At 70.2% G+C, this 12,653-nt stretch carries 11 protein-coding genes and 4 tRNA genes; 8 read left to right on the top strand and 7 right to left on the bottom strand.

Annotation, left to right across the window (positions count from 1 at the left end; translation table 11 throughout):
• The 3 genes from crcB to FXF65_RS25100 all read right to left on the bottom strand — a co-directional run bounded on the left by crcB (position 1) and on the right by FXF65_RS25100 (position 2,114).
• Complete coding sequence (crcB, locus tag FXF65_RS25110) at positions 1–372, bottom strand: fluoride efflux transporter CrcB (RefSeq protein ID WP_246199072.1); 372 nt, start codon at positions 370–372, stop codon at positions 1–3.
• Entirely contained in the window at positions 369–869 is a 501-nt protein-coding gene (locus tag FXF65_RS25105) for a fluoride efflux transporter FluC (RefSeq protein WP_148352454.1), read from the bottom strand. Before FXF65_RS25105 ends, crcB begins: the two co-directional genes overlap by 4 nt.
• Positions 870–941: 72 nt before the next feature.
• Positions 942–2,114 (bottom strand): ammonium transporter, encoded by a 1,173-nt coding sequence (locus FXF65_RS25100; protein ID WP_246199071.1) that lies wholly within the window; start codon positions 2,112–2,114, stop codon positions 942–944.
• A gap of 364 nt (positions 2,115–2,478) precedes the next feature.
• On the opposite strand from FXF65_RS25100, the gene ctaD reads away from it, so the two are divergent.
• Genes ctaD through FXF65_RS25085 form a run of 3 tightly spaced genes read left to right on the top strand, consistent with a single transcriptional unit; the run spans position 2,479 to position 5,563 of the window.
• Positions 2,479–4,164 carry an aa3-type cytochrome oxidase subunit I gene (gene ctaD, locus FXF65_RS25095; protein ID WP_148352542.1) on the top strand — a complete coding sequence of 562 codons (1,686 nt, stop codon included), beginning with the start codon at positions 2,479–2,481 and terminating at the stop codon, positions 4,162–4,164.
• A gap of 3 nt (positions 4,165–4,167) precedes the next feature.
• Positions 4,168–4,452: a hypothetical protein gene (locus tag FXF65_RS25090; RefSeq protein WP_148352452.1), complete on the top strand. Its 285-nt coding sequence runs from the start codon at positions 4,168–4,170 to the stop codon at positions 4,450–4,452.
• A 55-nt stretch (positions 4,453–4,507) separates the two neighbouring features.
• Entirely contained in the window at positions 4,508–5,563 is a 1,056-nt protein-coding gene (locus FXF65_RS25085) for a DUF2776 family protein (protein WP_187412488.1), read from the top strand.
• A gap of 134 nt (positions 5,564–5,697) precedes the next feature.
• On the opposite strand, the gene FXF65_RS25080 is transcribed toward FXF65_RS25085, so the two are convergent.
• The 3 genes from FXF65_RS25080 to FXF65_RS25070 all read right to left on the bottom strand — a co-directional run bounded on the left by FXF65_RS25080 (position 5,698) and on the right by FXF65_RS25070 (position 8,699).
• Positions 5,698–6,648, bottom strand: a complete 951-nt coding sequence (locus tag FXF65_RS25080) for a sulfite exporter TauE/SafE family protein (RefSeq protein ID WP_148352451.1) — start codon at positions 6,646–6,648, stop codon at positions 5,698–5,700.
• On the bottom strand, positions 6,645–7,223 hold the full coding sequence (locus FXF65_RS25075; RefSeq protein WP_148352450.1) for a rhodanese-like domain-containing protein: 579 nt from the start codon (positions 7,221–7,223) through the stop codon (positions 6,645–6,647). The genes FXF65_RS25080 and FXF65_RS25075 overlap by 4 nt, the downstream gene beginning before the upstream one ends.
• A gap of 120 nt (positions 7,224–7,343) precedes the next feature.
• Positions 7,344–8,699, bottom strand: a complete 1,356-nt coding sequence (locus tag FXF65_RS25070; protein WP_148352449.1) for an MBL fold metallo-hydrolase — start codon at positions 8,697–8,699, stop codon at positions 7,344–7,346.
• Between the two features lie 339 nt (positions 8,700–9,038).
• On the opposite strand from FXF65_RS25070, the gene FXF65_RS25065 reads away from it, so the two are divergent.
• The 5 genes from FXF65_RS25065 to FXF65_RS25045 all read left to right on the top strand — a co-directional run bounded on the left by FXF65_RS25065 (position 9,039) and on the right by FXF65_RS25045 (position 11,247).
• Positions 9,039–9,123: transfer RNA gene (locus FXF65_RS25065), tRNA-Ser, on the top strand.
• A gap of 1 nt (position 9,124) precedes the next feature.
• Positions 9,125–9,197, top strand: a tRNA-Met gene (locus FXF65_RS25060).
• A 5-nt stretch (positions 9,198–9,202) separates the two neighbouring features.
• A tRNA-Arg gene (locus FXF65_RS25055) sits at positions 9,203–9,275 on the top strand.
• Positions 9,276–9,277: 2 nt separating this feature from the next.
• Positions 9,278–9,349 (top strand) — tRNA-His (locus FXF65_RS25050).
• A gap of 92 nt (positions 9,350–9,441) precedes the next feature.
• A complete protein-coding gene (locus FXF65_RS25045; protein WP_246199070.1) occupies positions 9,442–11,247 on the top strand; it encodes a glycoside hydrolase family 3 protein in 1,806 nt (601 codons plus the stop codon).
• Positions 11,248–11,270: 23 nt separating this feature from the next.
• On the opposite strand, the gene FXF65_RS25040 is transcribed toward FXF65_RS25045, so the two are convergent.
• Positions 11,271–12,533, bottom strand: a complete 1,263-nt coding sequence (locus tag FXF65_RS25040) for an ABC transporter substrate-binding protein (protein WP_148352447.1) — start codon at positions 12,531–12,533, stop codon at positions 11,271–11,273.
• Positions 12,534–12,653: the final 120 nt, after the last annotated feature.

Genomic DNA, 12,653 nt, shown 5'->3' with positions numbered 1-12,653 from the left:
TCAGGAGAAGTGGGCGGTGAGGGCGTGCAGCGCGATGAACGCGAGGAAGCCGAGGGCGAGGCTGCCGATCGCGTTCGCGGCGACCCGGCCGTACTCGCGGTCCTGGATCAGGTGGACGGTGTCGAGCTCGAAGGTGCTGAACGTCGTCAGCGCGCCGCACAGGCCGGTGCCGAGCAGCGCCTCGATGTCGGTGTCGGTCCCCGCGCCGTGCAGGGCGCCGAGAAGCGCGGCGCCGATGACGTTGACGGTGAGCGTCCCCCACGGAAAGGACGTTCCGGCGAGGGATTTGACGTAGCCGTCCATGACGTAGCGGAGCACCGCGCCGACGGCCCCGCCCGCGAAGACCAGAAGGACCGCCACGAAGGTGGTCATGCCGATTCCGAGTTGTGGTGCGGGATCTTGCGCCCGAGGACGAGGCCGACGGCGACCGCGATCCAGCCGACGACGACGCTCATGACCGCGTAGCCGATCCCGAGGCCCGGCTTCCCGTGGTCGCCGAGGGTGTAGATGCCGTCGATGAGGTGCGAGAACGTGGTGAAGCCGCCGAGGTAGCCGGTGACCGCGAACGGCCGGGCCAGCGGGTGCGGCCTGCCGGTGAGCAGGTACGTCGTCAGCAGCCCCATGGCGAGGCAGCCGAGGATGTTCACGGTGAAGGTGTTCCACGGGATCCCCGACGCGGACGCGGGGATCGCCTTCGTGAGCAGGTACCTCGCGACCGCGCCGACCGCACCGCCCCCGGCGACCTCCATCAGGACGCGCGGGGCGAGCGCCGGTGGCGCGGGCTTGGCCTTGCGCGACCGCAGCGCGGCGGCCTCGGCGCGCTCGCGCCGGTAGAAATGGTGAAGGCGCTGCGCGGGCGACTCGTTCATGCGTTCCCGCGTTCCCGAGCGACGTTGATCCGGGCAAGCGCCGACAATGCTCGTCGCATCATGATCCCCCTGTCAGCCTTCGGTGAAGTGGGCGTCGGTGCCGAGGGCCTGCTCCTCGTCGGTCATGCGCATGCGGGTGAACCGGTCGACGATCGTGCCGATGAGGTAGGTGGCGGTGAAGGCGTAGGCGCCCACGGCCAGGACGCCGACGGCCTGCTTGCCGAGGACGGTGACCGAGCCGCCGTAGAACAGGCCCGCCGAGCCCTGGTCCCAGCCGGTGGCGAGGAACCCGAGCGACAGGATGCCGACGATGCCGCCCGCGCCGTGGATGCCGGTGACGTCGAGGGTGTCGTCGTATCCGGCGACGAGTTTCAGTTCGACGGCGTAGGTGCAGACGGCGGCGGCGATGACGCCGATGGCGAAGGCCCCCTCTACGCTGACGAAGGCGCAGGACGGGGTGATCGCGACCAGCCCGGCCAGCGCGCCGGACGCGGAGCCGAGCCGGGTCAGGTGCCGGAAGCGCAGCCACTCGATGAGCCGCCAGGTGAGCATGCCCGCGCAGCCGGCGATCATGGTGGAGACGAAGGCGCGGGTGGCGAGGGCGCCGTCGCTGAGCGCGGACCCGGCGTTGAACCCGAACCAGCCGAACCACAGCAGCCCGAGCCCGAGCAGGACGAACGGGACGTTCCCCGGCCGCGGCCCGTGCCCGCGCCGGAACTCCACGCCGCGTCCGAGGACGAGCGCCAGCGCGAGGCCGGAGATGCCGGAGTTGAGTTCGACGACGAGGCCGCCCGCGAAGTCCATCACGCCCCACTTGTTGAGCCAGCCGCTGGAGGCGAACACCCAGTGCGCGATGGGCAGGTAGACGATCGTGGTCCACAGGGTGGCGAACAGCATCCACGGGCCGAACCGGGCGCGCCCGGCGATGGAGCCGCTGATGAGCGCGACGGTGATGATGGCGAAGGTGAGCTGGAAGCAGGCGTAGAGCTGCTTCGGGATCACGCCCTGCAGGGCGTCCGGGCCGACGTGGCCGAGCCGCCAGTCGCCCCAGCCGATCAGCCCGAGGCCGCCCGCGTCGCGGCCGAAGGCGATGCCGTAGCCGTAGAGGAACCACACGACGGTGACCAGGCTGATGCAGATGAAGCTCATGTAGAGCATGGTGAGGAGGTTCTTCGCGCGGACCATTCCGCCGTAGAAGAAGGCCAGGCCGGGGGTCATCAGCAGCACCATGGCGGTGCTGGTCATCAGCCACGCTGAAGCGCCCGTGTTCAAGCCCGTGGACATTCCAGACCTTCCGGTCGCCGCTCCCTCCGGTCCCCACGATGAGTCCCAGCCGCCGGGGCGGAGCATTCCAGCCGACTATGTTCACTCGCGCCGGGCGAAAAAACGCAATGCTCCGCAACCTTGACTTGTTCATTGCGCGGTGATGATCTCGCCGGGGACGACACGGCATGCGGAGATGAATATTACCCGCATTTTGGTGCTCGGCGGTCTGGCGATATCAAGAGGCTCGCGATGATCAATAGATGGCGAACCTGTCGGCCGGGCCGCGTCTCGCGCGCGCCGTTATGGCCAAAATTCCGGTCGGCCGCCGGAGCGGCCCGTGAGCATGCTCGAACAGCGGTCGCCGGCGCCGCGGATCGCCCGGCCGAGGACGTCCAAGGGGCGCATCATCGCGTCCTGGCTCTCGTCCACCGACCACAAGGTGATCGGGTACATGTACCTGATCACCTCGTTCTGCTTCTTCATGTTCGGCGGGCTGCTCGCGCTGGCGATCCGCGCCGAGCTGCTGCGGCCCGGCCTCCAATTGATGAGCAACGAGCAGTTCAACCAGCTGTTCACCATGCACGGCACGATCATGCTGCTGCTGTTCGCGACGCCGCTGTTCGCCGGGTTCGCCAACGCGATCATGCCGCTGCAGCTCGGCGCGCCGGACGTGGCGTTCCCGCGGCTGAACATGATCTCGTACTGGCTCTACCTGTTCGGCGGGATCGTCGCCGTGAGCGGGTTCCTCACCCCGAACGGGGCGGCCGGTTTCGGCTGGACGGCCTATGCCACGCTTTCCGACCCGGTCCGGTCGCCCGGTATCGGCGGCGACCTGTGGGTGACGGGCCTGGTGCTTTCGGGCGTCGGCACCATTCTCGGCGCGGTCAACTTCATCACCACCATCCTGTGCATGCGCGCGCCCGGGATGACGATGTTCCGAATGTCGTTGTTCACCTGGAACGTTCTACTGACCTCCATTCTGATCCTGCTGGCCTTCCCGGTGCTCGCGGGCGCGCTCGCGGCGCTGGAGGCCGACCGGAAACTCGGCGCGCACATCTTCGACGGCGCGAACGGCGGCACGCTGCTGTGGCAGCATCTGTTCTGGTTCTTCGGCCATCCCGAGGTCTATATCATCGCGCTGCCGTTCTTCGGCATCATCAGTGAGATCATTCCGGTGTTCAGCCGAAAACCGCTCTTCGGCTATATCGGCCTGGTGTTCGCGACGATCGCGATCGCCGGGCTGTCGATCACCGTGTGGGCGCACCACATGTTCGTCACCGGCCAGGTGCTGCTGCCGTTCTTCTCCTTCATGTCGTTCCTCATCGCGGTTCCGACCGGGGTGAAGTTCTTCAACTGGGTCGGGACGATGTGGCGCGGCCAGCTCACCTTCGAGGCGCCGATGCTCTTCGCCGTGGGGTTCCTCGTGACGTTCCTCTTCGGCGGGCTGACCGGCGTGATCCTGGCGTCCCCGCCCATGGACTTCCAGCTCTCCGACACCTACTTCGTCGTCGCGCACTTCCACTACGTGGTCTTCGGGACCGTGGTGTTCAGCATGTACGCGGGTTTCTACTTCTGGTGGCCGAAGTTCACGGGGAAACTGCTCGACGAGAGGCTGGCGAAAATCCACTTCTGGCTGCTGTTCATCGGGTTCCACGGCACGTTCCTCGTCCAGCACTGGCTCGGCGCCTGGGGCATGCCCCGGCGGTACGCCGACTACGCCGATATCTTCGAGCCGTTGAACCACGTGTCCTCGATCTTCTCCTTCGTCCTCGGTGCGTCTACGCTGCCGTTCCTTTTCAACGTCTATGTGACGTGGAGAACGGGGAAGAGAGTGGAGTCGAACGACCCGTGGGGAACCGGGAACTCCCTGGAATGGGTGACGTCCTGCCCGCCGCCCCGGCACAACTTCAACTCCATTCCGGCGATCCGCTCGGAGCGTCCCGCGTTCGACCTGCACCATCCGCATCTCGGCACCGACTTGGCCGACGCCTATCTCACCCAGGGCGGTTCCCGGGCCGGGAGGGACTGACCGATGCGCCGCCCGCCGCCGCTGTTCTGGCTGTGCGCGGCCGTCCTGATGGGCGCGCAGATCCTCTTCCGGCTGGGGAGCGGGGACTGGGCGGGCGGCATCGTCCTGATCGCAGTGGCATGCCTGGCAGGGCCGGTGGCGGGCGGTGTCCGGCACGTCGCCCTCCGGGCACGGCGAACCGGCGGGGGAGCGGCTCCGGAGGCGGGAGAGTCCGCCGTCCGAACGTGGCTGCCGCTGCTGGCCGCCGTATCGATCGCGGTCGCCGTCCTCTGCATCGCCGTCATCTGATGTGTGAAAGGACCGGCACGATGACGGACTCCGACGCCGTCCCTCCGGGGGCTCGGTGAACTACAAGATCAGCCTTCTGTTCCGCGCGATACCCGTGGTCATGGGCGCCGTCTCAGCCGCGCTGGGGGGATACGTACTCGGGCATTCCGCCGGGCCGAGCGCACGTGTCGCCGGACTGGTGCTCATATTCCTGGCGGCGATCTGCCTCTGCCTGTTCGCCACCGCCGCCACGATCATCAGGCAGCTCATCGGCCGCTACACCGCGCTGGACCGGGTGCTCTACCCGGTTTTCGGATTCGCGGTCAGCGGTGTCGCCACGGGTTACGGGCTCTACCTCCTCGCCAGGACCCCGCGATCGCCGCCCGATTTCGTCGCCGGACATGTGATCTTCGGTGTCGGCATGGTCTGCGTGTGCGTCTCGTGCGTCGCCACGGTCTCGACGCGGTTCCTTCTCATCAGCGAGAATTCGGCGCTGCCGGAAGGGTCGCCGCCGCTTTCACCGGCGCCGTTCGGCCCGTCCACCGTGCGGATCCTGTCGACGCTCCCGGTCCTCGCGGCCCTGGCCACCTGGGCGTGGGCCTTTCTGCTGCTGGCGGGCGGGGGAGGCGGGGACTCGGCGGGACGCTTCACCGCCGCGCACGTGATGATCGGCCTCGCGCTCGTCTGCACATGCCTCATCGGGCTGGTGGCCAGCATTCTGCGGCAGATCCAGAACACCTACACGCCGCGGGAGCGCGTCCTCTGGCCCGGCGCGGCCGCCGTCCTGGGAGCCATCGGGATCGCGTGGGCTCTGATCGTCCTCTCCGTGCACACCCGCTCGTCCCAACTGGCCGCCCTTTACGTGCTGATCGGGCTGGGGTTCATCTGCTGGAGCATTCTCAGCAAGGTGCTGCTGCTCGCGCTCGTCTGGCGGCGAGAAGCGCCTTTGGCGAATCGGGTTCCGCTGATTCCGGTCGGTACGGCCTTGCTGTGCCTGTACCTGTCGACGTTCCTCTTCGAGTCGGCGGATTCCGCGGTGCTGGTCGCGGCCCGCGTTCTGGTGGGGCTCGGCAGCATCTGTTTCTCGCTGTTCTCCATCGTTTCCATCCTGGAGAGCGGGACCAGCGGCTAAGAAGGCCGGGCGCGCGTTCAAGCGAGGGCCAGGAACGGTTTCTCCAGTTGGGCGCGGTCGATCTCGGCCTGCTCGGTGCCCGCGTTCTCGCGCGCCTTCTCGGGGCGCTCGGCCGCGCCGTCCCAGATATACCCCTATGGGTATCCAGACGCACGTCGGACGGCTGATATTCCCACGTCCAGCCAGTGCCGCCAACACCGTCGGGGCGGAGCGGCGCGAAGGGGCGCCTTGCACGGCCTGCCGCCCAGCACCGCCACGGCGCCGACCGCCAGCGTGGCGACGACGAGCGCCGTCCCGGTGCCGGGAATCGCGGTCAGGACGTGCCGGGCCTCGGGCGGCGCCTGTCCGGCGAGCACGAACGCGGCCATGACCAGGACGAACCATCCGAAGGCGCGGCGCAGCCGCGCGGGGTCGACCCGTCCGGCGAGCCGCGATCCCGGGACGCCCCCGAGGACGGCCGCGGCGGTGACCGCCAGGGTGAGCCTCCAGTCCAGTTGGACGCCGTGCAGGTACCCGGCCAGGCCCGCGAACGACTTCATCGCGATGACCAGCAGCGAGGTGCCGACGGCCGCGGGCATCGAGAGGCCGCCGAGCAGCACCAGGGCGGGCACGACGAGGAACCCGCCGCCCGCCCCGACCAGCCCGGTGACCAGCCCGACCGAGACGCCTTCGAGGACGATCCGGGCGACCGGCCGTCCGGCGGGCCGGTCCGCCGGGGCGTCGTCCCGGTCGCGGCGGCGCAGCATCGCGGCGGCGGTGACGGCCATCATGACGGCGAACGCGGCCAGCAGCGCCCCGGCCGGAAGGTAGGCGGCGAGGCGTCCCCCGCCGTAGGCGCCGGCCATCCCGGCGGCGCCGAACAGCAGCCCGGTGCGCCAGCGGACCCGTCCGGCGCGGGCGTGCGGCAGCACCCCGGCCAGTGCGCTCGCGCCCACGACGAACAGCGACATCGCGATGGCCTGCTTCGTGTCCACGCCCGCCACGTACACGAGGAGCGGGACGGTGAGGATGGAGCCCCCGCCGCCGAGCAGGCCGAGCGAGGCCCCGATCGCCAGCGCGGCGGCCAAGGTGAGCGCGAGCGTCATCGCGGCGCCCGGTCCCGCAGCAGGGCGGCCACTCCGGCGGCGTCGCAGACCGGCGCGCGGTTGAACGGCAGGCGGGCCAGCAGCATCCCCATCAGGCAGGTGCCGGTCAGCGCGGCCGCGGTCAGCCCGACGCCGATGGCGGCGGCCAGCCACACCAGCGGGGGAACGGCCAGCGCGCCGAGCACGCCGACCAGCACGAGGACCCCGGCGACCAGGCGGACCTGCCGCTCCAGGTCCCAGCGGGCCCGGCCCCGGTCGAGCGGTGCGCCCGCCGCCTCCCAGGCGACGATCCCGCCGGTCAGGACGTGCGCGCCGGTCGTCCCGTCCGCGGCGAGGACGCGCTCGGCCCGCGCCGCGCGGTTGCCGCTCCGGCAGACCAGGACGATCTCGTCCAGATGGGCGCGCAGGTCGGCACGATGCTCGCGGAGGGTGTCGAGCGGGACGTTGTAGGAGCCGGGGATGTGCGCCGCGGCGAACTCGCCCGGCGTGCGGACGTCCAGGATCCGCGGGGCGTCCGGCGCGGCGAGGCGCTCGCGCAGGTCCGCGGTCTCGACGGTGGCGGGGAGGGTGGTCATCTGGGTTTCACCTCGAACGGGGTGTCGGCGTCAGGCCGGTCCCGGGCCCGGTGCGGGCCGGGTCCGAGACCGGGGCGGGCGGGGCCGCGCGGGTCACGCGGGTGGCGCGGCCGTGACCGGTCAGCACACGATGGCCAGTCCGGTCCGGGCGGCGGAGCCGTACTCGTCGTCGACGACCACGACGCGGCGCCCGGCGGCGGCCAGCAGTGAGGCGGCGGTGGACGCCCGGTATCCGGTGCCGCAGTGCACCCACACCTCGCCGGGCGGAACCTGGCCGAGGCGGGCGGGCAGGTCGTGCAGCGGGACGTGGACGGCGCCTTCGACGTGCGACTCGTCCCATTCCGCATCGCGGCGGACGTCCAGGACCGTGACCGGGCGGTGGTGCCGCACGGCGGCCAGGTCGGCGAACGAGGCGACCTGGTGGCTCGCGAGTTCCTCGGCGCCCGCCCACTGCTCCGGCCCGCCGGTGGCGGACGCGGCGGGCCGGTCGACGCCGATGCGCACCAGCTCCCGCTGGGCGGCCGCCACGTCGTCGGCCGTCCGGCCGAGCAGGGTCAGCGGCGTTCCCCACGGGATGAGCCAGCCCAGGTAGGTGGCGAGGCTTCCGTCCAGCCCGAAGTTGAGCGTTCCGGCCATGTGACCGGCGGCGAACGCCGTCCGGGAGCGCAGGTCGACGACCCATTCGCCGTCCTGGATGCGGCGGCGCAGCTCGGCCGCGTCGGCGCGGCGCGGCGGCGACAGGTCGGGCGCCTGCGGCCCGGCGGTGTTGATCGGCTCCATGTGGGCGTAGTAGGCGGGGTGGGCGTCGAGCCCGGCGAGGAGCGATTCCACGTACGCCGCCTCGTCCAGGGTCAGGACCGGGTTGCCGCGCCGTTCCCGTCCGATGGTCGAGGACGCGGCCTGCGACTGGGTGGCCGAGCAGAAGCTGCCGAACCCGTGGGTCGGGAAGATCTCGGCTTCGTCGGGCAGCTCGTCCGCCAGCCGGTGCGCCGAGCCGTACTGCGCCGCCGCCAGCTCGGAGGCGTGCTCCGCCCCGAGCAGGTCGGGCCGCCCGGACGTCCCGTACAGCAGCGACCCGCCGGTGAACACGGCGGGCGGCCGTCCGGGCGCGTCCAGCACGTAGGACAGGTGCGTGAACGTGTGGCCCGGCGTGGCGAGGGCCCGCACGCGCATCTCCGTCCCCACCTCGATCACGTCGCCGTCGCCGACCGGGTCGTGCGCGAAGGCCACCGGATCGGCGGCGTTGAGGTGGTACGCGGCGCCGGTGGCGCGGGCCAGCGCCAGGCCGCCGGTCACGTAGTCGTTGTGGACGTGTGTCTCGAACACGTCCACGATCCGCACGCACCGCTCGCGGGCCGCCGCGAGCATCCGGTCGATGTCGCGCTGCGGGTCGACGACGAACGCGACCGTCCCGTCCGTCACCAGGTAGCTGCGGTCGCCGAGCGACGGCGTGTCCATCGCAACGATCTCGATCACTGGACCTCCTCCGTCGGATACCCCAGGGGGTATAGTCGTCACGGTAGCCGAGGGAGGGAAGCGATGGCAAATACCCTCTGGGGTATCCTGGAGCATGCGGGTCGGTGGCGCGGGGCCCCGCGTGCCGCATCCGTCGGCGGGGCACCGGTAAATGGTTTGCCGGGGCGTAGCCGGGCCCGGCAGAATGAGGGACGTAGCCGAAACGGGATCGGAAGGGCAGGGGATATGCGTCGTCATCGAATGCACAGCCGTCGTTCTGATCTCGGGTGCCGTCGAGGGACGTGAATCGCGCGTCCCGTCGCCGACCGCCCGCTGATCGCGGGCGGTTTTTGTTTTCCCGGAGAGTTGGCCGAGTGGGAAGGCGGCGGCGTGCTGAGCCGTGGCCAGGGTCGTCCCTGCGCGAGTTCGAATCTCGCACTCTCCGCGCTGAGCAGGGACGCTGGTGCGTCCAGCGGTCTCATAAGCCGCGGCAGGCAGGTTCGATTCCTGCGCTCAGCACGCAGGTCTCCGTGGCGCAGTGGAGAGCGCGCCGGGTTGCGGACCCGGAGGACGCAGGTTCGAATCCTGCCGGAGACACGGCCTTCGTGGTGTAGTGGTCTGCACGCCAGGTTGTGGTCCTGGAGGTGTCGGTTCGATCCCGATCGGGGGCCCTTTCGGGGGTAGATATTGCCCAAGGGCTGGAATCCGATTGCATTGATTTTGATCGGCCCTGGGAAAAGCCAGTTGTATGCGTGGTTCCGCCGTGAAGGCTCTGCTGGCGTCCGGGCTCGCGGCGGTGGTCGCCTTGGCCGTCTGCGGCGTTCCCGCGCGGGCGCAGCCGGCTCCGGCGCCGTATCTCGATCCGCGGCTCCCGATCGCGGACCGGGTCAGGGATCTGCTGGCCCGGATGAGCCTGGACGACAAGCTCGGCCAGATGACGCAGCCCGAGCGCAAGTACGTCACGACCGACGACGTCACGCGGTACCGGATCGGCGCGGTGCTGTCGAGCGGCGGGTCGGCGCCGTCCCCGAACACGCCGCAGAGCTGGGCGGACATGGTCGACGGGTACCAGCGGGCCGCGCTCGCCGCGCCGCTGCGCGTCCCGATCCTGTACGGGGTGGACGCGGTGCACGGCCACAACACGCTCCAGCACGCGACGATCTTCCCGCACAACATCGGGCTCGGCGCGTCCCGCGATCCGGAGCTGGTCCGCAGGATCGGCGCGGCTACCGCCGAGGAGTTGGCGGGCACCGGCGTGAACTGGGACTTCGCACCCTGCGTGTGCGTGGCCCGCGACGACCGCTGGGGCCGGACCTACGAGTCGTTCGGCGAGGCGCCGGAACTGCCCGCGATGATGACGACGCTGGTCGACGGGCTGCAGGGCGGGCCCGCGCGCGTCCTCGCGACGGCGAAGCACTTCGTGGCGGACGGCGGGACGGCGGGCGGCGAGGACCGGGGCGACGCGCTGATCACGGAGGCGGAGCTGCGCGCCGTCCATCTGCCGCCGTTCCGGGAGGCGGTGCGGCGCGGGGTCGGCTCGGTGATGGTCTCCTACAGTTCGTGGAACGGCCTGAAGATGCACCAGAACCGGTACCTGATCACTGATGTGCTGAAAGGCGAGCTGGGATTCGGCGGGTTCGTCGTCTCCGACTACAACGGCATCGACCGGCTCGACGACACGCCCGGTTTCACCGAGGACGACGTCGTCGCGGCCGTCAACGCCGGGATCGACATGGCCATGGTGTCGACGGAATGGCGCAAGTTCATCGACCATCTGCGGGACGCCGTGAACGGCGGCAGGGTCCCGATGTCCCGCATCGACGACGCCAACCGCCGGATCCTCACGAAGAAATTCGAGCTGGGATTGTTCGAGCACCCGATGGCGAACCGGTCGTACATGACGACGGTCGGCAGCGCCGCGCATCGCGCGCTGGCCCGGCAGGCGGTCGCGAAGTCGCAGGTCGTGTTGAAGAACCAGAACAGCACCTTGCCCTTGGACGATGACGACAAGGTCTTCGTGGCCGGGCGGAGCGCGAACGACATCGGCATGCAGTCCGGCGGATGGACGATCACCTGGCAGGGCAAGCCGGGCCCGATCACCAAGGGGACGACGATCCTCGACGGAATCCGCCAGGTCGCGCAAACGCCGGACAACATCACCTACGAAAAGGACGGCGCCGGTGTGGACGGCTCCTATGACGCGGCGATCGCCGTCGTGGGGGAGAAGCCGTACGCCGAATACCACGGCGACCGTCCGGACGGCCTCCGCCTGGACCCGGAGGACCTGAAGACCATCGACCGGCTCCGCGCCGCCGAGATCCCGGTGATCGTCGTGCTCGTGTCGGGACGTCCGCTGGACGTGGCCGCCCAGCTTCCGGGATGGGACGCGCTGGTCGCGGCCTGGCTACCCGGCACGGAGGGGGCGGGCGTGGCCGACGTCCTGTACGGCGAGACCGCCCCGACCGGGCGCCTGCCTGTGACGTGGATGCGCGACAACGGCCAGGAGCCGATCAACAAGGGCGACGGGAAGAAGCCGCTGTTCCCGTTCGACTACGGCCTCAACTATTGATCGGTCGGGTCAGGCGACGACGCTCACCTGGTCAGGGCGGAGAGAGCCTGCTGAAGGTCGGCCGCAGCCTGGTCAACCGTTCTCTTGCCGGTGATGGCGTCGGTGACGTGTTTCTGGACGGCGTTGCTCACCTCGTTGTAGCGAACGACCACCGGACGGGGCCTGGCCTTCTCCATGCCCTGTCTCAGGGTGGGCAGGTAGGGATACAGCTTGACCATTTCGGGGTCGCGGTAGAGCGCGGCCAGGGAAAGCGGGAACGACTGGGCGCGCGCGTACTGCCGCTGTACCGGAGCGCTGACGATGTAGGCGATGAAGTCGCGGGCGGTGGCCTGGTGCTCGGAGAACGCCGATACCGCCAGGTTGTCGCCGCCCAGCGTCCCGGAGCCGGGGCCGTCCTCTCCTGGAATGGGCGCGACGCCGAGCTTGCCCGCCACCTTGGAATCCGCGGACGCGAGCGCGTACACGTACGCCCAGTTCCGGTGAAAGACGAGGTGACCCTCCTGGAATGCGCGGCGGCCCTCTTCCTCCTTGAACGTGAGGGCCTTCTTCGGGATCGTGCCGTTCTCGAAGCCGTCCACGAGGAAGCGGAGACCGGCCTTGGCCTGCGGGCTGGTCACCTGCGGCCTCCCGGACGAGTCGAACACCTCGCCGCCCGCCGACTGGACGGCCTCGGCGTAATTCACCGTCAGACCCTCGTATTCGCTGTATTGGCCCGCGTAACAGTCGACGCCCTTCGCCTTCCGCTGGACTCTCGCGCAGTCGGCGCGCAGTTCGTCCCATGTCGTCGGCGGGTACGCGATCCCGGCTTCGGCGAGCAGGTCTTTCCGGTAGTACAGGACGCCGGTGCCGGTCAGCCACGGAGCCGCGTAGAGCCTGCCCCGGTATTGGCCGGTGGCGAGCGCGGCGGGGACGATCGAGGCGGTGTCCAGGAGGCCGTCCGGCAGGGGCGGGATCCAGCGGTGCGCGGCGAACTCCGCCGTCCAGACCGCGTCGAGCCGGACGACGTCATACGCATGCGACTTGATCCGCATGTTCTGGACGAGCTGCCGCCGCGCCTGGTCGCCGTCCTCCGGCAGCTCGACGAGCCTGACCTTCTCCTTCGGGTGCGCGCGGTTCCACGCGTCGACCAGCTTCGGGACGGTCCGCGTCAGGTCCTTGCCGGTGGCGACCGTGATCGTCCCGCGCCCGTCGGCCCCCGCCGGGGAGCCGGACGAGCCGCCGCAGCCGCTCAGCAGCAGGCCGAGGGACAGCGCGGCGGCGCCGCCCCGCAGGGACCTGGTCGTCATGACGGCATCGCACCTTTCGCGGGGAATTCTCCGGAATGATCCAGGCTTGAGACTCGATGACCGTACCGTTCCAATGCGCCCGCGGCCGCCCGTTCGCAGCGGACGGCGGCGGCGTCCCGA

This window comes from Actinomadura syzygii, from assembly GCF_008085905.1.
Classification (GTDB): domain Bacteria; phylum Actinomycetota; class Actinomycetes; order Streptosporangiales; family Streptosporangiaceae; genus Spirillospora; species Spirillospora syzygii.
This window is presented reverse-complemented; position numbering and strand designations above follow the sequence as displayed.

What these genes read in the sequence shown, in the direction of transcription:
- ctaD (WP_148352542.1), top strand. Translation starts at nt 2,479, where the DNA reads ATGCTCGAACAGCGGTCGCCGGCGCCGCGGATCGCCCGGCCGAGGACG.
- FXF65_RS25090 (WP_148352452.1), top strand. Translation starts at nt 4,168, where the DNA reads ATGCGCCGCCCGCCGCCGCTGTTCTGGCTGTGCGCGGCCGTCCTGATG.
- FXF65_RS25075 (WP_148352450.1), bottom strand. Translation starts at nt 7,223, where the DNA reads ATGACCACCCTCCCCGCCACCGTCGAGACCGCGGACCTGCGCGAGCGC.
- FXF65_RS25040 (WP_148352447.1), bottom strand. Translation starts at nt 12,533, where the DNA reads ATGACGACCAGGTCCCTGCGGGGCGGCGCCGCCGCGCTGTCCCTCGGC.
- crcB (WP_246199072.1), bottom strand. Translation starts at nt 372, where the DNA reads ATGACCACCTTCGTGGCGGTCCTTCTGGTCTTCGCGGGCGGGGCCGTC.
- FXF65_RS25080 (WP_148352451.1), bottom strand. Translation starts at nt 6,648, where the DNA reads ATGACGCTCGCGCTCACCTTGGCCGCCGCGCTGGCGATCGGGGCCTCG.
- FXF65_RS25100 (WP_246199071.1), bottom strand. Translation starts at nt 2,114, where the DNA reads ATGACCAGCACCGCCATGGTGCTGCTGATGACCCCCGGCCTGGCCTTC.
- FXF65_RS25105 (WP_148352454.1), bottom strand. Translation starts at nt 869, where the DNA reads ATGAACGAGTCGCCCGCGCAGCGCCTTCACCATTTCTACCGGCGCGAG.